The sequence below is a fragment of the Nocardioides luteus genome (genome assembly GCF_000960475.2).
In the GTDB taxonomy this organism is placed as follows: domain Bacteria; phylum Actinomycetota; class Actinomycetes; order Propionibacteriales; family Nocardioidaceae; genus Nocardioides; species Nocardioides luteus_A.
Genome location: NZ_JZDQ02000003.1, coordinates 177,084 through 197,834, shown reverse-complemented (window position 1 = coordinate 197,834; position 20,751 = coordinate 177,084). Strand labels below are relative to the sequence as shown.

22 protein-coding genes and 3 tRNA genes are annotated in these 20,751 nt (G+C 70.1%); 15 read left to right on the top strand and 10 right to left on the bottom strand.

The window, feature by feature from the left end; all coding sequences use genetic code 11:
• Positions 1 to 57 precede the first annotated feature (57 nt).
• The 5 genes from UG56_RS03210 to UG56_RS03190 all read left to right on the top strand — a co-directional run bounded on the left by UG56_RS03210 (position 58) and on the right by UG56_RS03190 (position 6,425).
• Positions 58 to 1,563 (top strand): serine/threonine-protein kinase, encoded by a 1,506-nt coding sequence (locus UG56_RS03210; protein ID WP_052693533.1) that lies wholly within the window; start codon positions 58 to 60, stop codon positions 1,561 to 1,563.
• A 176-nt stretch (positions 1,564 to 1,739) separates the two neighbouring features.
• Complete coding sequence (gene cimA, locus UG56_RS03205) at positions 1,740 to 3,350, top strand: citramalate synthase (protein ID WP_045548765.1); 1,611 nt, start codon at positions 1,740 to 1,742, stop codon at positions 3,348 to 3,350.
• Between the two features lie 64 nt (positions 3,351 to 3,414).
• Positions 3,415 to 3,954, top strand: coding sequence for an NADPH-dependent FMN reductase (locus tag UG56_RS03200; protein ID WP_045548764.1), 540 nt, complete (start codon positions 3,415 to 3,417; stop codon positions 3,952 to 3,954).
• A 98-nt stretch (positions 3,955 to 4,052) separates the two neighbouring features.
• Positions 4,053 to 5,009, top strand: a complete 957-nt coding sequence (locus UG56_RS28775) for a GNAT family N-acetyltransferase (protein ID WP_084100411.1) — start codon at positions 4,053 to 4,055, stop codon at positions 5,007 to 5,009.
• A gap of 9 nt (positions 5,010 to 5,018) precedes the next feature.
• Positions 5,019 to 6,425: an amidase gene (locus UG56_RS03190; protein WP_045548763.1), complete on the top strand. Its 1,407-nt coding sequence runs from the start codon at positions 5,019 to 5,021 to the stop codon at positions 6,423 to 6,425.
• A 250-nt stretch (positions 6,426 to 6,675) separates the two neighbouring features.
• Here the strand turns inward: UG56_RS03190 and UG56_RS03185 are convergent, their stop codons facing one another.
• Genes UG56_RS03185 through UG56_RS03175 form a run of 3 tightly spaced genes read right to left on the bottom strand, consistent with a single transcriptional unit; the run spans position 6,676 to position 8,583 of the window.
• Positions 6,676 to 7,281 (bottom strand): energy-coupling factor transporter transmembrane component T family protein, encoded by a 606-nt coding sequence (locus tag UG56_RS03185; protein ID WP_045548762.1) that lies wholly within the window; start codon positions 7,279 to 7,281, stop codon positions 6,676 to 6,678.
• Complete coding sequence (locus UG56_RS03180) at positions 7,278 to 7,982, bottom strand: energy-coupling factor ABC transporter ATP-binding protein (RefSeq protein WP_045548761.1); 705 nt, start codon at positions 7,980 to 7,982, stop codon at positions 7,278 to 7,280. Before UG56_RS03180 ends, UG56_RS03185 begins: the two co-directional genes overlap by 4 nt.
• Entirely contained in the window at positions 7,975 to 8,583 is a 609-nt protein-coding gene (locus tag UG56_RS03175; protein WP_045548760.1) for a biotin transporter BioY, read from the bottom strand. Before UG56_RS03175 ends, UG56_RS03180 begins: the two co-directional genes overlap by 8 nt.
• A gap of 111 nt (positions 8,584 to 8,694) precedes the next feature.
• On the opposite strand from UG56_RS03175, the gene UG56_RS03170 reads away from it, so the two are divergent.
• Positions 8,695 to 9,264, top strand: coding sequence for a TetR/AcrR family transcriptional regulator C-terminal domain-containing protein (locus tag UG56_RS03170; RefSeq protein ID WP_045548759.1), 570 nt, complete (start codon positions 8,695 to 8,697; stop codon positions 9,262 to 9,264).
• 16 nt (positions 9,265 to 9,280) lie between these two features.
• Here UG56_RS03170 and UG56_RS03165 read toward each other — a convergent pair whose 3' ends face one another.
• The 3 genes from UG56_RS03165 to UG56_RS03155 all read right to left on the bottom strand — a co-directional run bounded on the left by UG56_RS03165 (position 9,281) and on the right by UG56_RS03155 (position 11,627).
• Positions 9,281 to 9,889, bottom strand: a complete 609-nt coding sequence (locus tag UG56_RS03165; RefSeq protein ID WP_045548758.1) for a pentapeptide repeat-containing protein — start codon at positions 9,887 to 9,889, stop codon at positions 9,281 to 9,283.
• A 63-nt stretch (positions 9,890 to 9,952) separates the two neighbouring features.
• On the bottom strand, positions 9,953 to 11,038 hold the full coding sequence (locus UG56_RS03160) for an alpha/beta fold hydrolase (RefSeq protein WP_045548757.1): 1,086 nt from the start codon (positions 11,036 to 11,038) through the stop codon (positions 9,953 to 9,955).
• Between the two features lie 67 nt (positions 11,039 to 11,105).
• Positions 11,106 to 11,627, bottom strand: coding sequence for a GNAT family N-acetyltransferase (locus tag UG56_RS03155; RefSeq protein ID WP_045548756.1), 522 nt, complete (start codon positions 11,625 to 11,627; stop codon positions 11,106 to 11,108).
• A gap of 48 nt (positions 11,628 to 11,675) precedes the next feature.
• On the opposite strand from UG56_RS03155, the gene UG56_RS03150 reads away from it, so the two are divergent.
• A complete protein-coding gene (locus UG56_RS03150; RefSeq protein ID WP_045548755.1) occupies positions 11,676 to 12,254 on the top strand; it encodes a TetR/AcrR family transcriptional regulator in 579 nt (192 codons plus the stop codon).
• Between the two features lie 238 nt (positions 12,255 to 12,492).
• Here UG56_RS03150 and UG56_RS03145 read toward each other — a convergent pair whose 3' ends face one another.
• Positions 12,493 to 13,362, bottom strand: coding sequence for a hypothetical protein (locus UG56_RS03145; RefSeq protein ID WP_045548772.1), 870 nt, complete (start codon positions 13,360 to 13,362; stop codon positions 12,493 to 12,495).
• Positions 13,363 to 13,432: 70 nt separating this feature from the next.
• On the opposite strand from UG56_RS03145, the gene UG56_RS03140 reads away from it, so the two are divergent.
• The 6 genes from UG56_RS03140 (at position 13,433) to UG56_RS03115 (ending at position 17,291) form a co-directional block, all read left to right on the top strand.
• The gene (locus tag UG56_RS03140) at positions 13,433 to 14,245 is read left to right on the top strand and encodes a fumarylacetoacetate hydrolase family protein (protein WP_045548754.1); all 813 of its coding nucleotides are present in this window, start codon (positions 13,433 to 13,435) and stop codon (positions 14,243 to 14,245) included.
• A 50-nt stretch (positions 14,246 to 14,295) separates the two neighbouring features.
• Positions 14,296 to 15,783, top strand: coding sequence for a glutamate--tRNA ligase (gene gltX / locus UG56_RS03135; RefSeq protein ID WP_045548771.1), 1,488 nt, complete (start codon positions 14,296 to 14,298; stop codon positions 15,781 to 15,783).
• Positions 15,784 to 15,793: 10 nt separating this feature from the next.
• Positions 15,794 to 16,732, top strand: a complete 939-nt coding sequence (locus UG56_RS03130) for a CPBP family intramembrane glutamic endopeptidase (RefSeq protein WP_045548753.1) — start codon at positions 15,794 to 15,796, stop codon at positions 16,730 to 16,732.
• A 111-nt stretch (positions 16,733 to 16,843) separates the two neighbouring features.
• Positions 16,844 to 16,915: transfer RNA gene (locus UG56_RS03125), tRNA-Gln, on the top strand.
• 63 nt (positions 16,916 to 16,978) lie between these two features.
• Positions 16,979 to 17,054: transfer RNA gene (locus UG56_RS03120), tRNA-Glu, on the top strand.
• Positions 17,055 to 17,218: 164 nt separating this feature from the next.
• Positions 17,219 to 17,291, top strand: a tRNA-Glu gene (locus UG56_RS03115).
• A gap of 21 nt (positions 17,292 to 17,312) precedes the next feature.
• Here the strand turns inward: UG56_RS03115 and UG56_RS03110 are convergent.
• On the bottom strand, positions 17,313 to 17,825 hold the full coding sequence (locus tag UG56_RS03110; protein WP_045548752.1) for a VOC family protein: 513 nt from the start codon (positions 17,823 to 17,825) through the stop codon (positions 17,313 to 17,315).
• A 56-nt stretch (positions 17,826 to 17,881) separates the two neighbouring features.
• Here UG56_RS03110 and UG56_RS03105 point away from each other — a divergent pair, with 56 nt between their 5' ends.
• Complete coding sequence (locus tag UG56_RS03105) at positions 17,882 to 18,511, top strand: TetR/AcrR family transcriptional regulator (protein WP_177191412.1); 630 nt, start codon at positions 17,882 to 17,884, stop codon at positions 18,509 to 18,511.
• A gap of 7 nt (positions 18,512 to 18,518) precedes the next feature.
• On the opposite strand, the gene UG56_RS03100 is transcribed toward UG56_RS03105, so the two are convergent.
• Positions 18,519 to 19,013 carry an arsinothricin resistance N-acetyltransferase ArsN1 family B gene (locus UG56_RS03100; RefSeq protein WP_045548750.1) on the bottom strand — a complete coding sequence of 165 codons (495 nt, stop codon included), beginning with the start codon at positions 19,011 to 19,013 and terminating at the stop codon, positions 18,519 to 18,521.
• A gap of 18 nt (positions 19,014 to 19,031) precedes the next feature.
• Between UG56_RS03100 and UG56_RS03095 the strand changes: the two genes are divergently transcribed.
• Entirely contained in the window at positions 19,032 to 19,604 is a 573-nt protein-coding gene (locus tag UG56_RS03095) for a helix-turn-helix domain-containing protein (RefSeq protein WP_045548749.1), read from the top strand.
• An 82-nt stretch (positions 19,605 to 19,686) separates the two neighbouring features.
• Here UG56_RS03095 and UG56_RS03090 read toward each other — a convergent pair whose 3' ends face one another.
• Positions 19,687 to 20,673: a YihY/virulence factor BrkB family protein gene (locus tag UG56_RS03090; RefSeq protein ID WP_045548748.1), complete on the bottom strand. Its 987-nt coding sequence runs from the start codon at positions 20,671 to 20,673 to the stop codon at positions 19,687 to 19,689.
• Positions 20,674 to 20,751 lie beyond the last annotated feature (78 nt).

Below are 20,751 nucleotides of genomic sequence, written 5' to 3'. Positions count from 1 at the left end.
GGCCGACCGGGGTGACGCCTCGGCGGGGTGTCGGCCGTGGCCGATAAGGTTTGTCAGGTGACGACAGCCCCACGCCGGTCGCCGGCGAGCCAACGGGAGACCGTTGGTGACTACGACCTGATCTCGCTGCTGGGGCAGGGTGGGATGGGGCGGGTCCACCTGGCCAGCCACCGCGCCAGCGGTGAGCGGGTGGCGCTGAAGGTGCTGCGTACGCAGTTCGTGGGGGACGAGGAGGGCCGCCAGCGGCTCGCGCGCGAGGTCTCCTCGCTGCAGCGGGTGCGGAGCCGGTGGGTGGCCGGTGTGGTCGGTGCCGACCCGTGGGGCGAGGTGCCGTGGCTGGCGACCCGCTACGTCCCGGGACCGACGCTGCACGACAAGATCATCAACGAGGGGCCGCTCTCGCGCGAGGACGTCGAGCAGCTGGCCAGCGACCTGGCCGAGGGCATCGCCGACTGTCATGCCGTCGGTGTGCTCCACCGCGACATCAAGCCCGCCAACATCATCGTCGAGGGGCGCACCCCGATCCTGATCGACTTCGGGCTGGCCCGCGTCGCCGACGACCCGAAGATCACCGTGACCGGCCTGCTGATCGGCACCCCCGGCTACCTTCCGCCCGAGATCGCGGTCGGCGACCCGGCCACCCCGGCCTCGGACGTGCACTCGTGGGCCGCTGTGGTGGCGTACGCAGCGACCGGCCGCCCGCCCTTCGGCGAGGGCAACTCGATGAAGCTGATGGACCGCGCCCGGCGCGGCGAGCACGACCTGGAGGGAGTGCCGCAGCCGCTGCGCGGGCTGCTCGGCCAGGCGCTCTCACCCGATCCCGCCGACCGTCCGACGCTGGACGAGGTGCGCGAGTGGCTGCGTACGCCACGCCGGCCGTTCGTGCACAAGCCGGTCGAGCAGCTCTCGCTGAGCGACCGGGCCGAGCGGGAGAAGGCCACCACCCCGGCAGCGCCGTTCCCTTCGGTCGGGCCGTTCGGCCCGCGCCCGGACGGCGGCCTGGAGAAGCTGCGTCGCGCGGCCATCTGGCTCGGGCTGCTGGCCTTCGCTGTCGGCGTGATCGCGGCGTTCCCGAGCGTCGGTTTCCTGACCGTGCTCGGCGCCGCGTGGCTGATCCGCGCCGCTACTCTCGCCGCCGGCGACCTGCGCCGCTGGCGGTGGTACCGCGGCCGCAAGTGGCACGACGCGCCCCGGCTCCTGATCGGCGCCCCCTGGCGGCTGGTCCGCTCGCTGCCGAAGACGTTCGTGGTCGGGCTGTGGGGCTTCGGGTTCGTGGTCGCGGCCGTGCTGATCGGATTCGCCCTGCAGCTCTCGCTCGAGGCGGCGCTCGGGCTCGCGGGCTTGGCGTTCGTGGTCGCACTGTGGACCGGCTCCGGACGTGACCGGCTGCGTGACCCGGTGACCAAGGTGGTGCACCGGGTCTCGGCGCGCTGGGTGCCGTGGATCCTCGGGTTCGCCGTGGTCCTCACCCTGGCGCTCTTCCCGATCCAGACCCTCGCCGGGGAGGGCTCCCAGTTCTCCGGCGGCGACGAGCCGTGGTGGGTCGAGCTCCTCGGCTGGTGAGACGCCCGTCCCACGGGAGGAGATTTCGTGGCAGTATCAGGGCTATGACGAACCACGTCATCATCATTCGCTAGCGCGTCGAGCACCTGCCCGACGCGCCACCCTCTCGTTCCCGAGAGGGTTTTTTGTTGCCCAGCCCCAGATCCGGATTCAGCCCAGCCCGAGGACAAAGAGCCATGGAATTCCACGTCTACGACACCACTCTGCGCGACGGTGCGCAGCAGGAGGGCCTCAATCTCAGCGTCGCCGACAAGCTCACGATCGCGCGGCACCTCGACGGTCTGGGCGTCGGGTTCATCGAGGGCGGCTGGCCGGGCGCGAACCCGAAGGACACCGAGTTCTTCCGCCGAGCGGTCGACGAGCTCGACCTCAAGCACGCGCGGCTGGCGGCGTTCGGGTCGACCCGCCGCGCCGGGGTGCGAGCGGCCGACGACCCGCAGGTGGCCGCACTCCGGGACTCGGGCGCGAGCGTCGTCACCCTGGTCGCGAAGTCCCACGACCGTCACGTCGAGCTCGCGCTGCGCACGACGCTCGAGGAGAACCTCGCGATGATCCGCGACACCGTCTCCCACCTGCGCGAGGAGGGCCAGCAGGTCTTCCTCGACGCCGAGCACTTCTTCGACGGCTACCGGGCCAACCGCGACTACGCGATGGAGGTTCTCAGGACCGCCTACGAGGCGGGTGCCGAGGTGGTCGCGCTCTGCGACACCAACGGTGGGATGCTGCCGTCGTGGGTGGCCGACGTGGTCCACGACGTCCGTGAGCACACCCAGGGCGCGGTCGGGATCCACTGCCACAACGACACCGGGTGCGCCGTCGCCAACTCGCTGGCCGCCGTGGACGCCGGCGCGATGCACGTCCAGGGCTGCATCAACGGCTACGGGGAGCGTACGGGCAATGCCGATCTCGTCTCCGTGGTCGCCAACCTGCAGCTCAAGCTGGGCCGCGAGGTGCTGCCGACGGGGCTGCTCGGCGAGGCGACCCGGGTCGCCCATGCCGTCGCCGAGGTCACCAACGTGCCGCCCGCGGGCCGGCAGCCGTACGTCGGGGCCTCGGCGTTCACCCACAAGGCCGGGCTGCACGCCTCGGCGATCAAGGTCGACCCCAACCTCTACCAGCACATGGACCCCGCCGGCGTCGGCAACGACATGCGCCTGCTCGTCTCCGACATGGCCGGACGGGCCTCGATCGAGCTGAAGGGACGCGAGCTCGGCTACGACCTCTCCGACGACCGCGACCTGGTGACCCGGGTGACCGACCGGGTGAAGGCGCTCGAGGAGCAGGGCTACACCTTCGAGGCGGCCGACGCCTCCTTCGAGCTGCTCCTGATCGAGGAGGTCGAGGGCGTCCGTCCCTCCTTCTTCGACGTCGAGTCCTGGCGGGTCATCTCCGAGGCTCGTGGCGGGGGTCAGGGAGCGGCCTCGGCCACCGAGGCGATCGTGAAGATCCATGCCGACGGCGTACGTCACGTCGAGACGGGGGAGGGCAACGGCCCCGTCAACGCGCTCGACCAGGCGCTGCGGGCCGCGATCACGCGGGCTTTCCCGGTCGTCGCCGACTTCGACCTGATCGACTTCAAGGTGCGGATCTTCGACCAGGGGCACGGCACCGACGCGAAGACGCGGGTGCTGATCGAGACCTCCGACGGCACCACGTCCTGGACGACGGTCGGGGTCGGCTCGAACGTGATCGAGGCGTCCTGGGAGGCGCTGGTCGACGGGCTCACCTTCGGCCTGCGCCGGCATGTGGGCGAGACCACATCACGTACGGCTGCTGTCGTGGAATGAATCGCCGGAGCACGGGTGTTCAACACTTCAACATTGAACTTTCCGCGTTCTATGAGGAGAACCCGTGACCGACACCCGCATCGCCGTACTCGTTGGCAGCCTCCGCGCCGACTCCATCAACCGCAAGCTCGCCGAGAAGCTCGTCGCCGAGGCGCCTGATGGTGTCGTGCTGGAGATCGTCGACGGCCTCGCGGACCTGCCGTTCTTCAACGAGGACCTCGAGGCCGACCCGGGCGAGGCCGTGACCCAGTTCCGCAAGGTGATCGACGCTGCGGACCGCGTCCTGATCGTGACCCCGGAGTACAACGGCACCATGCCTGCCGTGATCAACAACGCGATCGACTGGCTCTCCCGTCCGTACGCCGCCGGCGTGCTCAAGGGCAAGATCCTCTCCGTCGTCGGCGTCGCCCCGACCCCCTACGGCGCCAAGTGGTCCCACGCCGACGCCGCCCGCTCGGCGGGTATCGGCGGCGCCATCGTCGTCGAGGACGCGATCGTCTCCCAGCCGGTCCACGAGATCGACGTCTTCACCGACGCCGACGCCCAGGCCCGCTTCCGTGAGGCCGTCGAGAAGCTCGCGGGCTTCCAGCCCGCAGCCGCCTGAGTCCCGGCGGCACCACGAGGTCAGGTCTCTCCGGGGGGAGACCTGACCTTCGTCATTTATCGCGTGCGCGATGCGCCGTTCGGCCTTAGGTTGCGGGCATGAGTGGACCCGTGAAGCAGCTCCGTCTGGTGGTCGAGGCGAAGGACTACGAGCAGGCGGTGGCGTTCTACCGCGACACCCTCGGTCTCCCCGAGCAGGCCGCCTTCTCCGGCCCCGGCGAGGCTCATGTGACCATCCTGGACGCCGGTCGCGCCACGCTCGAGCTCGCCAACCCCGCCCAGCACGCCTACATCGACGAGGTCGAGGTCGGGCGCCCGGTGGCCGGACACGTACGGGTGGCGTTCGAGGTCGAGGACTCCGCCGGGGTCACGTCCCGGCTCGTCGAGGGTGGTGCCGCGCTCGTGGCGCCGCCGACCCGCACCCCGTGGGAGTCGCTCAACGCTCGCTTCGACGGCCCCGCCGATCTGCATCTGAGCGTCTTCCAGGAGCTGGGCGAGCCCGTGCTGGCGCCCGACTACCCGATCACCACCGAGCGGCTGCTGCTGCGTCCGATCGACGTCGAGCGTGACCTCGAGGACCTGCACGCCTATCTGTCCCGGGAGGACGTGTGTCGCTACATCCCGCCGGTGCCGAAGGACCGCGATGCGCTGCGCGAGTCCTATGCGGCGTGGAAGCGGCCCTCGGTGCTGCGCCGGGAGGGTGAGGTGCTCTGCCTCGGCGTCGAACACCGAGACAGCGGGCGGCTGATCGGCGACGTCGTGCTCTTCTGGCACAGCAAGGAGCAGCGGTCGGGCGAGATCGGCTACGCCTTCAACCCGGAGTTCCACGGGCAGGGTTTCGCCACCGAGACCGCACGGGCGCTGCTCGGGCTGGCCTTCGACGGGCTCGGCCTGCACCGGGTGACCGCCCGGGTCGACGAGCGCAACGAGGCCTCGGCGCGGGTGATCGAGCGGCTCGGGATGCGCAAGGAGGCGGTCGAGCGCGACGCCGAGTGGTTCAAGGGGGAGTGGACGACATTGGTGCACTACGCGATGCTCGAGGACGAGTGGCGTTAGCCTGCAGGGGTGGCCGAGCTTCATGATCTGACCGCCCTGGAACAGGGAGAGCTGCTGCATCGATGCGAGGTCTCCCCGGGAGAGCTCGCCGAGCACTATCTCGACAGGATCGCCCGGCTCGACGACGTCGGCGCCTTCGTCACCGTGGCGGAGGAACGGATCTCGACCTGTGCACGGGAGCTCGCGGTGAAACCGGTCGGCGCCTCACCGCTGTGGGGCGTACCCACCGCGATCAAGGACCTCAACCTCACCCGAGGGGTGCGGACGACCTTCGGGTCGGCGGCCTTCGCCTCGTTCGTTCCTGACGTGTCCGACAACGTGACGCTCTCGATCGAGGCGGCCGGGATGATCTCGCTCGGGAAGACCAACACCCCCGAGTTCGGCTCGCCCTGCTACACCGAACCGGATGTCGCGCCGCCCGCCGTCACCCCCTGGGACCGTACGCGGATCGCCGGCGGCTCCTCCGGAGGTGCTGCCGCGGCGGTGGCCGCCGGGCTCGTGCCGGTCGCGCAGGGCTCCGACGGCGGCGGCTCGATCCGGATCCCGGCCTCGTGCTGCGGACTGGTCGGCCTGAAGCCCACCCGCGGACGCATCTCGCCCTCGCCGATGTACGGCGACGCGGCCGGCCTGGCCACCGCCGGTCCGATCGCCAGGTCGGTGCGGGACGCGGCGGCCTTCCTCGATGTGCTCGCGGGGCGGCGTACGGGTGATCCGTTCTGGGCCCCCGAGGAGCCTTCGCCGTTCCTGGAGGCGTGTGATCGGCCGCCGGGGCGGCTGCGGATCGCCCGGTTCATCGAACCGCTGATCGCGCCGACCACGGTCGACCCCGAGTGCGTCGCGGCCTGGGAGAACGCCTCCGCGCTGCTGGAGTCGCTCGGACACGAGATCGTCGACATCCCGCGGCCGTTGCCGGTCGAGGCGGTCGCGGTCTTCGAGACGGTCTGGGCGGTCGGGACCGCCATGTCGGTGGTCAATCTGACCCCTGACCAGCGGACTCAGATCCGTCCGTTGACCCGCTGGCTCACCGAGCGCGGCGAGGCGGTCAGCGGGCCGGAGTTCGGGCTGGCGATCGCGGAGCTGCGCCGCTTCGCCGCCGGCGCGCTCGAAGCGCTGGCCCCCTACGACGCCGTACTCACCCCGACCCTCGCCACCCCGCCGCCTCTCGTCGGCGCGATCCGTGACGACGCCGATCCCGCAGCTGACTTCCAGGCGCAGAAGGAGTTCACCCCCTGGACCTCCGCCTGGAACGTCACCGGCATGCCCGCCATCTCCCTGCCCCTCCACTGGACCCCGTCCGGTCTCCCGGTCGGCGTCATGCTCGCCGCCCGTCCCGCCGAGGAGTCCCTCCTGCTCTCCCTCTCGGCCCAGATCGAAGATGCCGCCCTCTGGGACCACCGCCTCCCGCCCGGCTGGTGAGTCTCCGCCGAGCCGTCACGTACGTCGGCCGAAGGGTCACGTACGTCGGCCGAGGCGTCACGTACGTCGGCCGAGACGTCACGCGCGTCGGCCGAGGCGTCGCTTGCGTCGGCCGAGATGTCACCAGGTGCCATCTCGGCCGACCGGGCTGACGCTTCGTCCGACCGGGGTGACGCTTCGGCCGACCGGGCTGACGCCTCGACCAACGCAGCCGACGCCTCGGCCGACCGGGGTGACGCCTCGGCAGGGGTCAGTCGCCGAGGCCGCGGGCCTTGAGGGAGTCGCCGGTCTCGTGGGCGCGGGCGACGACGCGGATGACGAAGGGGGTGAGGTAGGCCCTGGGGGAGCGGGCGAGGCCGCGGGCGCGGGCGGCGTCGCGGGTCTCCTGGGCGAGGGTGAGCGTGCCGGGGAGGGCCTGGATCGCCATCGCGATCGTGAGTGCGACCCGCTCCGGGTCGATCCCGATGCGGCGCAGGGGGCGGATCCAGCGGACCACGGCGTCGAGCGTCTCGGTGGTCGGCGTGGTCACGGTCAGGGTGAGCGCGACCAGTGCGAGCGAGACGAGGTCGAGCAGGGACTCCACCGCCCGAGGCAGGCTGAACAGCCACCACTGCAGCAGAGCGACCACCACGGCGATGACCAGGACCGCGCGCAGCGCTCGCGCGGTGGCGGCCAGGTCGAGCCGGCCGATGAGGGCGAGTACGACAGCGAGGACGAGGAAGCCGACCGCGAGGATCGGTCCGCGCAGCGCCACGATCGCGATGCTGATGACGGCCAGGCCGAGCAGCTTGGCGCCCACCGGAAGCCGGTGGAGCACGGTGTCACCCGGGCGGTAGAGGCCGACGGTCATGCTCATCCCGCGCTGACCGCCTGCACGTAGTGCGCAACCGCGGCGTCGGCATCCCCGTCGTAGGAGACCCGGCCGTCCTCGACGACGAGGACGCGGTCGCAGCGGCGTACGAGGTCGAGGTCATGGGTGACGAGGACCAGCTGTTGCGGCAGCGAGAAGAGCAGGTCGCCGACCATCCGGGTGTTGCGCAGATCGAGCAGCGTGGTCGGCTCGTCGGTGACCAGCACGTCCGGTGAGGTGGCGAGCACCCCGGCCAGCGCGAGCAGCTGTCGCTGCCCGCCGGACAGCGTATGCACGCTCACCTCGGCCCGCTCGGCCAGCCCGAAGCGGGCCAGCGTCTCGAGGGCGACCTGCTTGCGGCGTACGCGGTCCTTCACGGTCCGGCGCAGCGACAGCTCGACGTCCTCGACGCAGGTCGGCATCACCAGCTGGGCGGCGGGGTCGGTGAAGGTGAACCCGACCCGGCGGCGCACCGCAGCGCCCTGCCGGGCCACGTCGAGACCCTCGACCGTGACCCGCCCGGCGCTCGGCAGCACCAGCCCGTTGATGAGGCGGGCGAGGGTCGACTTGCCCGAGCCGTTGCTCCCGACGATCCCGATCCGCTGCTCGGTCAGCGAGAGCGTCGTGGGCTGCAGGATGGTGCGTGAGCCGCCGACGTCCGGGGACTCGACCCGGACCTCGGCGGCCTCGAAGCGGATCTCAGGCACGTCGGGCGAGCAGCTTCGGGAAGGCGCGGTGGACCTGGGACGCGACGACCGCCGCCACGGCGGCCTTGATGAAGTCGCCGATCCAGTAGGGGGCGTCGAACCCCGCCGCCTCGGGCAGGCCGACGTGGAGCACGATGGCCATCCCGATGATCCCGCCGATGTGGTTGATCACGACGCCGACGACGCCGGCGGCGAAGACGAGGAACGGGTTGGTGCGGCGGGTGCGCAGGACGTACTTCACGATCAGGCCGACGACGAGCACCATGACCGGGAACGACCACAGGTAGCCACCGGTGACGCCGACGAAGACGCCGGGGCCGGAGGAGTGGCCGGCGAAGACCGGGAGACCGGCGACGCCGAGGAGCAGGTAGAGCACGACCGCGGCGGTGCCGCGCAGCGGGCCGAGCAGGGCGCCGGTCAGCAGCAGCGCGAAACCCTGCAGCGTCAACGGAACGCCCGCGCCGCCCATGGGGATGGCGGCGAGGTAGGAGCAGACCGCGATCAGTGCCGCGAACGCGGCGATCAGCGCGAGGTCGGTGGTGTCGAGCCGCGACGTCTTCGCCGCCGGGGTCTCGTCGGTGCTCGTGGGGGACTCGGTCATACTCGCTCCTGCGTACTCAGACCTGAACCTTGGTCAGGTGAACGGTGTTCAGGTTAAGGTCGACGTACGCCTTCGTCCACTTCGTCCCATCACCCGGCCCCTGGGAGCAACATGCGATACCGCCGCGAGGACGTCGTCGCCCGCGCGCTCGAGGTCCTCGACGACTACGGTCTGGCCGACCTGACCATGCGCCGTCTCGGCACCGAGCTCGGCGTACGTCCCAGCGCGCTCTACCACCACTTCGCCAACAAGCAGTCGCTGCTGGCGGCGGTGGCCGACGAGATCCTGCTCCGCGGCCGCCACGAGCCGTCGGGGACCTGGGACGTACGTGTGACCAGCATCTGCACCGACCTGCGCGACTCGCTGCTGGCCTACCGCGACGGTGCCGAGGTCGTCGCCACCGTGTGGGCCTTCGGGCTCGGTGCGACCCAGCCCCACGACGACCTGGTCAAGGCGCTGGCCGACGGTGGCCTCGGCGATCTCGCCCCGACCGCCGCCCGCACCCTGCTCCACTTCGTCTACGGCCACGCCGTCGACGAGCAGACCCATCTCCAGGCCGCGGCCGCGGGCGCGATCGAGGACGACGTACGCGACACCGACGACTTCGTCACCGGCCTCGGCCTGATCGCCGCCGGCATCTCCATGGCCAAGGCCGTCCGCGAGGCCTCGGCCGACCGCTGAGCCTCCGGCCGCGAGGTCAGACCGAGTCGACGTCTGCGCCGTGCAGCTCGGCGAGCATCACAGCACCGGCGAGGTCGAGCTTCGTGCCGCGCAGCGACGCGACGGTGAGATCGACGCGATCGAGCTCGGCGCCGCGGAGGTCGGTGCCGTGCAGGGTGGTCTCCTGGACCGTGGCCCCACCGAGCCGGGCGTCTCGCAGCACCGCGTCGGTGAGGTCGGCCAGCGACAGGTCGGCGTCGCGCAGGTCCAGCCCGGACAGGTCGAGCCGGGAGAGGTTCGCGCCGCGCAGCGAGACGCCGCGCCAGACGCCGCCGATGACCTTCAGCGGCCGCAGCGTGCAGCCGGAGAATTCGGTGCCGCTGAGCTTGCAGCCCTCGAAGGTCGCGTCGAAGAAGTTCGTACGCCGGAAGTCACAGCCCACGAACGCCGAGCCGACATGCGTCGAGGCGTTGAAGCGGCCGCCGTGGAAGGTGCAGTTCTCGAAGAGCGCCGCCGACGTCCTCGCCTCGGTGAGGTCGACATCGGTGAAGACGCAGTCCACGAACCGAGCCCCGGCGAGGTCGGCCGCGTACCAGTCCTCGTTGCGGAAGTGCTCGTCGGTCGCCTCGGCGGGTGGGTTCGGCATGGCGCACACCCTGCCATCAGCCGCCGACACTTCGGGCGCTCCGGCAGGTCCGGCCGGTGCGCCTCAGTCGTGCCGGGTGAACCACTGGTCGAGGAGCGGCCAGGTGGTGTCGCGGGCGGCGCGACCGGTGAGCAGGCCGAGGTGGCCGCCGGGGACGACCTCGAAGCGGAGCTCGCCGGCGCCGGTGAGGAGGTCGATCAGCGGCCTGACCGCAGCGACGGGACCGATGCCGTCGTTGGCCCCCGCGACCACGAGAGTGGGCTGCTTGACGTCGCGCAGGTGGACGGTGTGGGTGCCCAGGTCGATCTTCCCGCTGAACAGGGCGTTGGTGCGGAAGAAGTGGTGGTAGAGCTGCCCGAACGTACGCCCCGGGTAGGCGATCATGTTGTCGCCGAACCGGTCGACCGCCTCGAGCTGGGCGAGGAACTCGCGGTCGGCCAGGTTGGAGAGCTTCGCGACCGGCTTGGTGATCATCTTGTCGACCGAGGAGAGCTGAAAAGCCCACTTGACCAGCGGCTTCGGCGCGCCGCCGAAGGCCTGGTAGGCGGTGGTGACCAGGTTGCCCGGCGGCAGGTTGAGCAGCGGCCGCAGCGGCGCGATCAACGGCACCTGACGTACGTCGCAGGGCGAGCCGAGCACCGCGAGCGAGGCGATGGGGAGATCGGGGGAGTCGGCGGCGGTGAGCATGGTGAAGATCCCGCCCAGCGACCAGCCGACCACGTGGACCGGGCGTCCGCCGGCGTGCTCGGAGACCGACCGGATCGCCTCCGGGACGACGTGCGAGATCCAGTGCTCGATGCCGAGGCTGCGGTCGGCGAAGTTCACCTCGCCGTACTCGACCAGATAGGTCGGCCGGTTGGTCTCCACCAGGTGCTCGACGAGCGAGCAGCCGCGGCGCAGGTCGTAGCAGATCGCCGGCGCCGCCAGCGGCGTCACCAGCAGGACCGGGTCGCCCTCGGCGGTCGTCCCGGTCGCGGGCCGGTAGTGGTAGAGCTCGCGTCGGGTGCCGTCGTCGATCAGCGTGCGCGGCATCGGCCGCAGGTCGGCGAGACCGCCGTAGAGCAGTGAGTGTGCGACGTTCCCCGCCGCGGCGCTGACCGTGGTGGCGATCGAGGCGGCGGTGTGTGCGGGGCGGGGAAGAATGGCCATTATGGGAGTAACGTATCCCGGCGATCGAGGTCACGGCGGGAGCAGCGCATGCCGCATGTGACGTCCGTTACCTCGCGCTGGTGTGCAGGTCGAGCGTCCAGGTCTGGCCGACGAGGTCGTGGCCGAAGCTGTGGTGCTTCTCCTCATCGGTGAGGACGAAGCCGTACGCCTCGTAGATCCGTCGTGCGGACGTCAGGATGTCGTTGGTCCAGAGAGTGACCTGGTCGTATCCCGCGGCTCGGGCGAAGTCGAGACACTCCTCGACCAGGCGGGTGCCGACACCGAGGCCGCGTGCCTCGGCGGTGACCAGCAGGATCCGCAGCCTGGCGACGCCCGGCCGGTCACCGGTGACGACGAGGATGCAGCCGGCCCGGCGCCCGTCGACCTCGGCGATCCAGGCCGCCTCCTTCGCGGGATCGTGGGTGGTGGCGTAGTCGGCCACGATCCGGGCGACCAGCGCCTCGAACTCGGTGGTCCAGCCGAACTGCTCGGCATAGATCTCGCCGTGGGTCATCACCATCCAGCCCAGGTCGCCGGGGCTGTCGGCACGCCGGATCCTCACCCGCGCGTCGCCTGCTTCGTGTGCCATCACGTCTCCTACTGACACGACTGTTTCAGTAGAAGTTATGCTAGGCCCATGCCTGCACCCGAGCCAACCCCCTCGGCCCGCAAGACCGAGCTGCTCGAGGCGGCCTACGCCTACGCCCTCGAGCATGGTCTCGCCGACCTCTCGCTGCGCCCGGTGGCCGCCGCGATCGGCTCCAGCCCTCGGGTGCTGATGTTCCTGTTCGGCAACAAGGACGGCCTGGTCAAGGCGTTGCTCGCCCGGGCGCGGGTCGACGAGCTGGCTCTGATCGAACCCCTGCACTCCTCGATCACGGGCCTTCCCGAGGCGGTCTCCCACGTCTGCACCTGGCTCGCCGCCGAGGAGCGCCGCCCCCTCCTGCGGCTGTGGGCCGAGGCGTACGCCCGCTCCCTGGTCGAGCCCGACGGCGCCTGGGCCGGCTTCGCCGAGTCGACCGTCAACGACTGGCTGGGTGTCCTGGCTTCCTGTCAGCCCGAACGCGAGCGGACCACCGCCCACGGCCTCGCCCTCCGCACCCTCGCCCTCGCCACCCTCCGCGGTGCCCTCCTCGACCTCCTCGCCACCGGCGACGCCGCGCGAGTCACCGCCGCCGTCGAGCTCCAGGTCGCTGCCCTCCGGTCGCAGTGCTGAGTCCGGGGCTCGTCAACGCAGGTTCAAGGGCCGGAAGGAGAGAGGCCACGAGGGCGTCTGAATCGATGCCGACACGCCGCAGTCCAGGCGTGTCGCGGCCGATCTGGGCCTCTTTATGGCCGCCCGTACGGCAGTGGGAAGATCGCGGTGGCCCACGAGTTGGCGGACGTCGTTCTCGCGGCCGCTGTGGTCGCGGCGCACTACGGCTTCACCGTGGAGGAGGCGATCGCGCAGAAGATCACCTATGACTCGGGGCGCGGCTGACCTCGCTGAGCAGTCGCTCGCACTCGACGATCAGCCGCGCCCGCAGCGGAGCGGCGCGCTCGGCGAACGCGCGCTGGGCGGCGGCGTACTCCTGCTTCCCGGCCGCCGTCTCGATGCGGATCGGGTCGAGGCCGAGCTCGGCGAGATCGTACGGAGCGGCGCGCATGTCCATCGTGCGGATCTCCCAGGCGAGCTCGAAGCAGTCGGCGACGAGGTCGGAGGAGATCAGGGGCGAGAGCCGGAAGGCGTGCTTGTAGAGGTCCATGTTGCCGTGCAGGCACCCCGGCTGCTCGAAGGCGGCGCGGTCGTCCGATCGCGGCGAGAGGGTGTTGAGCGGTGCGGCCGGGGGAGTGAAGAAGCGGTACGCGTCGAAGTGGCTGCACGCGATGCGGTGGGACTCGACCACGCGGTCGGTGCCGGCAGCGCCCAACCGCAGCGGCCAGTCGGCGTGGCGTACCTGTTCCGGGGTGAGACCGTAGACCATCGCCCACTCGTGGAGGCCGAAGCAGCCGAAGTTGCCGTCGCGCCCGGCGGTGGCCCGGAGCAGCTTCAGGAGCGTCTCGACGAGCAGGCGCTTGTCGGTGAGGAACTCAGGAGAGACCGTGCCGTTCGAATAGCCGCGCAGCTCCGCGTACTCCGGGGCTTCCGACAAGACCACCCCGAACCCCGGGTGCCAGCGCAGCAGCTGAGCGGGCCGGTAGGAGTAGTAGGTGAAGAGGAAGTCGTTGACCGGGTGCTTGACCCGGGCGCCGCGGCGGGCGAGATGCGGCTCGACGTAGGGGGCCAGGCGGGCGCGATGGGCGGCCGCGCGAGCGGTCCACTCCGAACGCGACAGCACCTCCACGACGTACAAGCCTACGAAGGCGGTGCATAGTGAAGTGAATCGTGGCGACGGGTCCGGATAGGCTCAGCCTGTGCGCATCGCCAGATTCACGACCAAGGGTGGCGAGCCCCAGTTCGGCGTCGTCATGGGGGACCTCGACGGCTACGGCCAGCTCAGCGAGGACGCGACCGTCGTCGCGCTCCAGGGCGACCCGCTGTTCTCGGGTGTCAACATCACCGACCAGGTCCACAAGTTCGACGACGTCAAGCTGCTCGCGCCGGTGATCCCGCGCAGCAAGGTGGTCGCGGTCGCCCGCAACTACGCCAAGCATGCTGCGGAGCTGGGCAACGAGGTCCCGGAGGAGCCGCTCTTCTTCATCAAGCCCAACACCGCGGTCTGCGGCCCCGACGACGCGATCCAGCGCCCCGCAGGGGTCGAGGACCTGCACTACGAGGGTGAGCTCGCGATCGTGATCGGCCGGATCTGCCGCGATGTCCCCGTGGAGAAGGTGAAGGACGTCATCTACGGGATGACGGTCGCCAACGACGTGACCGCGCGCGACGTCCAGCGCCGGCTCAAGCACTTCTCCCAGGCGAAGGGCTACGACACCTTCTGCCCGCTCGGTCCCTGGATCGAGACCGAGGTCGAGCCGGAGCAGCTGGCGGCCGGCGTACGCATCCAGACATTCCTCAACGGCGATGTCGTCCAGGACGGGTCCACGAAGGACCTCGTCCACGACATCCCGAAGCTGATCGCCCACATCAGCAGCGTCATGACGCTGCTGCCGGGCGATGTGATCCTCACCGGCACCCCCGAGGGTGTCGGTCCCATGGAGCCCGGCGACGAGATCGAGATCTTCGTCGAGGGGCTCGGAGCTCTGACGAACAAGGTGGCACAGCGGTGACTGGCAGCGGACTGAACAACACACTCGAGCCGAAGGACTACCGGGTCCGGATGGCACCCTCGCCGACCGGCTCGCCCCACGTCGGCCTGGTCCGCACCGCCCTGTTCAACTGGGCCTTCGCGCGCCACCACGGCGGCACCTTCGTCTTCCGCATCGAGGACACCGACAAGGCGCGCAACACCCAGGAGTCCTACGACGGGCTCATCGACCTGATGCGCTGGCTCGGCCTCGACTGGGACGAGGGCGTCGAGGTCGGCGGCCCGTACGGCCCCTACCGCCAGTCGGAGCGCTCGGAGATCTACGCCGACGCGCTCGGCCGGCTGCGCGCCTCCTCCCACGTCTACGAGTGCTACTGTACCGGCGAGGAGGTCACCGCCCGCTACGAGGAGCGCCTCGCCGCCTACAAGGCCGCCAAGGCCGCCGGCGAGAAGGGCGAGGCGCCCGCCCAGGGCTACGACAACCACTGCCGCGACCTGAGCGAGGACCAGATCAAGGCGTACGAGGCGGAGGGCCGCTCCTCGGTCCCGCGCTTCCGCATGCCCGACGGCTCGATCACCTTCGACGACCTCGTCCGCGGCGAGGTGACCTTCGAGACCAAGCACGTCCCCGACTATGCGCTCGCGCGCGCCAACGGCGACCCGCTCTACACGCTCACCGCGCCGGTCGACGACGCCACCATGAACATCACCCACGTCTTCCGCGGCGAGGACCTGCTCTCCTCGACGCCCCGCCAGATCGCGCTCTTCGACGCGTTCGTCGAGGTTGGCCTGGCCGACCGCGCCCCGGCGTACGGTCATCTGCCGTACGTCATGGGCCAGGGCAACAAGAAGCTCTCCAAGCGCGACCCGGAGGCGCACGCGCTGAAGTACCGCGAGGAGGGCTTCCTGCCGGAGGGGCTGCTCAACTACGTGGCGCTGCTCGGCTGGGCGATCGCGGCCGACCGCGACATCTTCACCATGGAGGAGATGGTCGAGGCCTTCGAGATCTCCGACGTGGTCAAGAACCCGGCCCGCTTCGACATCAAGAAGGCCGAGGCGATCAACGCCTCCCACATGCGGCTGCTGCCGGTCGAGGAGATCACCCACCGGGTGATTCCCTACCTCAAGGCCGACGGTGTCGTCTCGGACCCGGTCTCGGATGCCGACGCGCAGATGCTGGAGCAGGCGATGCCGCTGGTCGCCGAGCGGATCAACAAGCTCGGCGAGGCCTCCGACATGCTGCGATTCCTCTTCGTGCCCGAGGCCGACTTCACGCTCGACGAGGAGGACGCCGCCAAGCTCCTCGACGAGGAGGGCCTGGGTGTGGTCAAGGCCTCCTACGACGCGCTGGCCGGCCTCTCCACCTGGTCGACGGCCGAGATCCAGGACGCGCTGACCGCGGCCCTGATCGACGGCCTCGGGCTCAAGCCGCGCAAGGCGTACGGCCCGGTGCGGGTCGCGGTGACCGGCAAGCGGATCAGCCCTCCTCTGTTCGAATCCATGGAGCTGCTCGGCCGGGAGCGTACGCTGGGCCGCCTGAAGGCGGTTCTCGGGAAGTAGGTCGGACAGGATGAGTACGGTCGTGGAGCCGCCCTCGGGACTGGCGTACTACCAGGTGCAGCGCAGTGGGCGCAGCGGCTGGGGGCGGCCGCTGGTCGGACTCATCCTGATCGGACTGTGTGTCTTCTTCGTCTCGCCGGCGGTGGTGCTGGTCGGGTTCGAGCTCTTCTTCCGGCTCACCGGCGACGACGTCGCCACCTCGATGGCGGCGGTCGCCGACGTCGAGAACGTCACCCCGGAGTCGCTCGCGTTCCTGCTGCTCTCGCTGGCCGGGGCGATCCCGGCGGCGATGCTGCTGTGCTGGGCGCTGCACGGGCTGCGGCCGGGGTGGCTGGCCTCGGTCGAGCGCCGGATCCGCTGGCGGTGGCTGCTGCAGTGCCTGGGGATCGCGGCGGTCACGATGGTGGTCACGATCATCATCGCCTCCCGGCTGCCGATCCCGGGTGACGACCTCGGGCCCAGCACGCTCAACCCCTACACGAGCACGATGCGCGACTTCGTGCTCGTGATCGTGCTGCTCACCCCGCTGCAGGCGGCGGGGGAGGAGTATCTCTTCCGCGGCTACATCTTCCAGACCTTCGGGTCCCTGTTCGGCGGGATGGCCTGGGCGCGCACGGTCTCGGTGACGATCACCGCGCTGCTGTTCGCCTTCGCCCACGGCTCCCAGGATCTGCCGCTGTTCCTGGACCGGTTCGCCTTCGGGATCGTCGCGGGCATCTGCGTGATCGCCACCGGCGGCATCGAGGCCGGCATCGCGATGCACGTCCTCAACAACTTCGTCAGCCTCGGCATGGCGGTCGCCTTCGGTGACATCTCGACGGTGCTCAACACCTCCGAAGGATCGTGGTGGCGGATCCCGGTCACCCTGGTCCAGTCGGGCGTCTTCCTCGCCCTGACCGTGTGGGCGGCCCGGTCGGCGGGCCTCTCGACCACGACGAAGAGCATCTAGGGGCGTGCCGATTTCGTCGCCGGGGGACCTCGCCGGTAATGTTTCCTCTCGGTTCGAGGGAGAAATCCCCAGGGCCGGATCGTCCTTCTGGAGCTAAGTCCAGCAAGGCGATGGGCTATGGTGTAATTGGCAACACGACTGGTTCTGGTCCAGTTATTCTAGGTTCGAGTCCTAGTAGCCCAGCGGATCCTCTCCGGAGGATTTGGGAGTCACCGAAGCGGTTCGCTAAGGTTTCACCCGCTGCAAGCCCCCGTCGTCTAGCGGCCTAGGACGTCGCCCTCTCACGGCGGTAACGCCGGTTCAAATCCGGTCGGGGGTACCACGCAGGAAGAGCCCGAGTCATCGACTCGGGCTCTTCGTCATTTCCGGCCAGGGTGCTGATGCGGCTGGTGCCGGAGGGGTGGTGCCGATGTGGGGGATCGGCAGGTCATCGGGTAGTGTTTTCTCTCGTCAGCGGGACCGAATCGGTCCTGATGACAGGTGCAAGCCCCCGTCGTCTAGCGGCCTAGGACGTCGCCCTCTCACGGCGGTAACGCCGGTTCAAATCCGGTCGGGGGTACACATACCGAAGCGGTCCTTCTCAGCCAGCGCTGGGAGGGGCCGCTTTCGCGTTGTGGGCTCGCTCCCGCTCGGCCTCGGTGCCGATCGGGTCGTCCACCACCAGCGGCAGATCCTCGTCGGGAACGTCGGTGTGATGGTCGTTCGTGTAGAAGCGGACCTCGTGGCCGTCGGGGTCGTGTGTGCCGGGCAGGATCCAGCCGATGGTGGCGAAATGGACGCCTGCGTTCTCCTCGCCGAGCGCTGCGAGCCGCTCGGCCAGGTTCTCGAGATCGGCCTTGCTACGTACGCCGATCGAGAAGTAGTCGAAGCCGCTCGCCCGTCCGGCGAGATCCGGGTCGAGGACGAATCCGATCATCGGCCCGCCGTTCGGGTGGCGCATGGTGATGCCGGTCGTGCGGCCGCCCTTCGTGAACTCGATCAGCGTGACGTAGCCGAGCCGGGATGCGTACCACGCGCGCGAGCGCTCGAGGTCGCTGACCGGCAGCTTCACGTGGTGCACCCCGTCCAGAGCGGGGGCGTCAGTGGCGATCATGAAACACCTCCCTTTTGTTGCAGTCAAACTGCAATCATGCAGTTATGCTGCATCTCGTGAGCACCCCTGTCAAGGGACTTCGTGCCGCGAAGGTGGCCGAGACCCAGGAACGCATCCTCGACGCCGCGCGGGCGCTGTTCGTACGCGACGGCTATCACGCGACCACGCTGACGGCGGTCGCCGACCGAGCCAGGGTCGGGCACCGGACCGTCTACGTCCGATTCGGCACCAAGGCGGCCTTGCTGCGCAGTGTCGTCGACGTGGCCGTCGGGGGAGACGCCGAGCAGCGCACGGTCGGCGAGCGGGACTGGTTCCAGGCGGCTCTCACGGAGTCGGCTCTCCAGGACCGGATCAACGCACTCGTCGATGGAAACGCCGACCTGATGGCGCGAGCCGGCGACCTCTTCGAGGTCGCGCTGCAGGCACAGGCCTCCGAACCGGAGCTGGCCGAGGCCTTCCAGGCGGGCCGCGCCGACACCCGTGAGCTGATGCGACGGTTCGTCCGCGCCGCCCGGGCGGACGGTCTGCTCGCGGAGGTGGCCGACCCGGTGTGGCAGGAGGAGACGGTGGCGCTGGCGGCTCAGGCCGAGAGCTACCTGCTGTTGCGGCGTACGACGGGGTGGCAGCAGGCCGAGTATCGAGACTGGCTGCGGCGCACCTTGGTGGAGGTGCTCGCTCCCGCCTGAGCGAGGCTCAGAGATCGAGCTGCATCCAGGCGACGTCGTGCCAGGCGTCGAGCTTCCAGCCGATGCGGCGGTAGACGCCGACGTCGGTGAAGCCGAAGGAGCGGTGCAGGCCGATGCTCGCCTCGTTGGGGAGCGCGATCCCGGCCAGTGCCCGGCGATAGCCGCGCTCGCGCAGGAGCGGGAGGAGGGCGGCGTACAGGGCCTTGCCGGCGCCGCTGCGGCGACGGCCGGTCTCCAGGTAGATCGACACGTCGCACGCCCAACGGTAGGCGGCGCGGGTGCGGTGCTGGGTGGCGTACGCGTAGCCGACCACCTTGTCGTCGGCCTCGAGGACGAGCCAGGCGTGCTCGGCCTGGGCCGACTTGATGCGGTCGGCCATCTCCTCGGCCGTCGGTGGCTCGGTCTCGAAGGAGATGACGGTGTCGCGGACGTACGGCTCGTAGATCTCAGCGCAGGCCGCGGCGTCGTCCGGCGTCGCGTCGCGGATGGTCCAGGAGGGCATGTCTCCTATAGTAGTCACATGACTGACGATAGTGACACGTTTGGTGATGCCCTGGCGGCCAACATCAGGTCGGCGCGGGAGTCGGCCGGGTTGACCGTCGCGGCTCTCGCCGAGGCCTCCGGCGTGTCGCGGGCGATGATCTCCAAGATCGAGCGGGGTGAGGCGCAGCCGACGGCGGTGCTGCTCGCCCGTCTCTCCGGTGCCCTGGAGCTCACCCTGTCCGAGCTGATCGCGCGGGTCGAGGGGGACGCCGTGCGCGTGGCCAGGCGTGCCGAGCAGCCCGAGTGGAAGGACCCCGAGACCGGTTACGTACGCCGCGCCGTCTCCCCGCCCGCGCGCGGGATCCTGGAGCTGGTCGAGGTGGAGTTCCCTCCCGGGGCGTCGGTGGCCGCGCCGGCCTCGGCGTACGCTTTCAAGGAGCAGCAGATCTGGGTGCTGTCGGGCCACCTGCGGTTCGTCGAGGGCGACCTCGTCCACGAGCTCGACGCGGGGGACTGCCTGCAGCTGGGGCCACCGGCCGACTGCGTCTTCGTCAACCCGACCGACGAGCCGTGCCGCTACCTGGTCGTGCTCGGCAAGCGGCGCGGGTGAGTCGGACCATGCCCGACGAGCAACGCTGAGACGCAGGGCGCCCAGGAGCTCACCGGGCATTCTCAAGCCCCGCCGTGGCCTCTCAAGGGTCGGCCGGTCGCGGGGTCTGGTCATCGGGGATGCTGTCAGCCTTCACCGCGCCGCGCTCGCCGAGCGGTTCATCCGGGCCGACCGTGGTGTCCGCCACGGTCTGCTGCTCGGCCTCCGCGTTGATCTCGGCACCCAGCAGCACGACGTACATCGTCAGCCACAGCCACAGCAGCAACACGACCACGCCGGCCAGCGCGCCATAGGTCTTGTTGTAGGAGCCGAAGTTGTCCACGTACAGGGAGAACCCGACGCTGGCTACCAGCCACAGGACCGTCGCCACGACGGCTCCCACGGAAACCCAACGGAGCTCGGCGTCGTCGCGGTCCGGGGCCACCTTGTAGAGGACGGCCAGCGCGATCGACATCGCGACCACCAGACCCACCCAGCGTGCCGCCTCCAGGCCCCAACGCACCGGACCGGCGTCGACGAGGTTGTCGAGCAGCGCCGGAGCGACCGCCACCAACGAGATCGTCACGATCACGAACACGATCGCAGCGACGGTGAGCCCGAGGGACAGCAGCTTGCGCTTGACGAATCCGCGCGTCTCCTCCTCGTCATAGGCGACGTTGACCGCGCTCATGATGCTGCCGACGCCGCCTGAAGCGCTCCACAGCGCCAGAATCAGGCTGACCAGCAGCCCGAGCCCGAGGGAACCCGACGAGGTGGAGGTGATCGCCTCCAACTGGGTGGTCAGCACGCTCGCCGCGTCCGAGGGCAGCGTCTGGGACAGATCGTCGACTTCGCGCTGAACGTCCCCGGGGTCGCGGACCAGACCGTAGAGCATCACCGCCGCGATCATCGCCGGAAACACCGCCAGGAACGAGTAGAAGGCGACGCCGGCCGCCAGCAGAGGTAGCTGGTCGGACTTCGCCTCCCCCCACGCCCGCTTCGCAACCTGGACCCAGCCTTTGCGCGGGATCTCCTCCGGTGAGTACGCGTCTACGCCCGGGGGCCCGCTGCGAACTCGCTGAGATGCCATATGTCGGCGGTACCCACGCACGGGCTGGACCAACCCCGCGCCCGCTCGCAGGGCACGCGGAAGTTGGTGCGGTCAACA

Coding starts and splice junctions, on each gene's coding strand:
- UG56_RS03150 (WP_045548755.1), top strand. CDS start 11,676: ATGCCTGCACCCGAGCCAACCCCCTCGGCCCGCAAGACCGAGCTGCTC.
- UG56_RS03160 (WP_045548757.1), bottom strand. CDS start 11,038: ATGGCCATTCTTCCCCGCCCCGCACACACCGCCGCCTCGATCGCCACC.
- UG56_RS03185 (WP_045548762.1), bottom strand. CDS start 7,281: ATGAGCATGACCGTCGGCCTCTACCGCCCGGGTGACACCGTGCTCCAC.
- UG56_RS03090 (WP_045548748.1), bottom strand. CDS start 20,673: ATGGCATCTCAGCGAGTTCGCAGCGGGCCCCCGGGCGTAGACGCGTAC.
- gltX (WP_045548771.1), top strand. CDS start 14,296: ATGGCACCCTCGCCGACCGGCTCGCCCCACGTCGGCCTGGTCCGCACC.
- UG56_RS28775 (WP_084100411.1), top strand. CDS start 4,053: ATGAGTGGACCCGTGAAGCAGCTCCGTCTGGTGGTCGAGGCGAAGGAC.
- UG56_RS03110 (WP_045548752.1), bottom strand. CDS start 17,825: ATGATCGCCACTGACGCCCCCGCTCTGGACGGGGTGCACCACGTGAAG.
- UG56_RS03100 (WP_045548750.1), bottom strand. CDS start 19,013: ATGCCCTCCTGGACCATCCGCGACGCGACGCCGGACGACGCCGCGGCC.
- UG56_RS03130 (WP_045548753.1), top strand. CDS start 15,794: ATGAGTACGGTCGTGGAGCCGCCCTCGGGACTGGCGTACTACCAGGTG.
- UG56_RS03165 (WP_045548758.1), bottom strand. CDS start 9,889: ATGCCGAACCCACCCGCCGAGGCGACCGACGAGCACTTCCGCAACGAG.
- UG56_RS03095 (WP_045548749.1), top strand. CDS start 19,032: ATGACTGACGATAGTGACACGTTTGGTGATGCCCTGGCGGCCAACATC.
- cimA (WP_045548765.1), top strand. CDS start 1,740: ATGGAATTCCACGTCTACGACACCACTCTGCGCGACGGTGCGCAGCAG.
- UG56_RS03155 (WP_045548756.1), bottom strand. CDS start 11,627: ATGGCACACGAAGCAGGCGACGCGCGGGTGAGGATCCGGCGTGCCGAC.
- UG56_RS03175 (WP_045548760.1), bottom strand. CDS start 8,583: ATGACCGAGTCCCCCACGAGCACCGACGAGACCCCGGCGGCGAAGACG.
- UG56_RS03170 (WP_045548759.1), top strand. CDS start 8,695: ATGCGATACCGCCGCGAGGACGTCGTCGCCCGCGCGCTCGAGGTCCTC.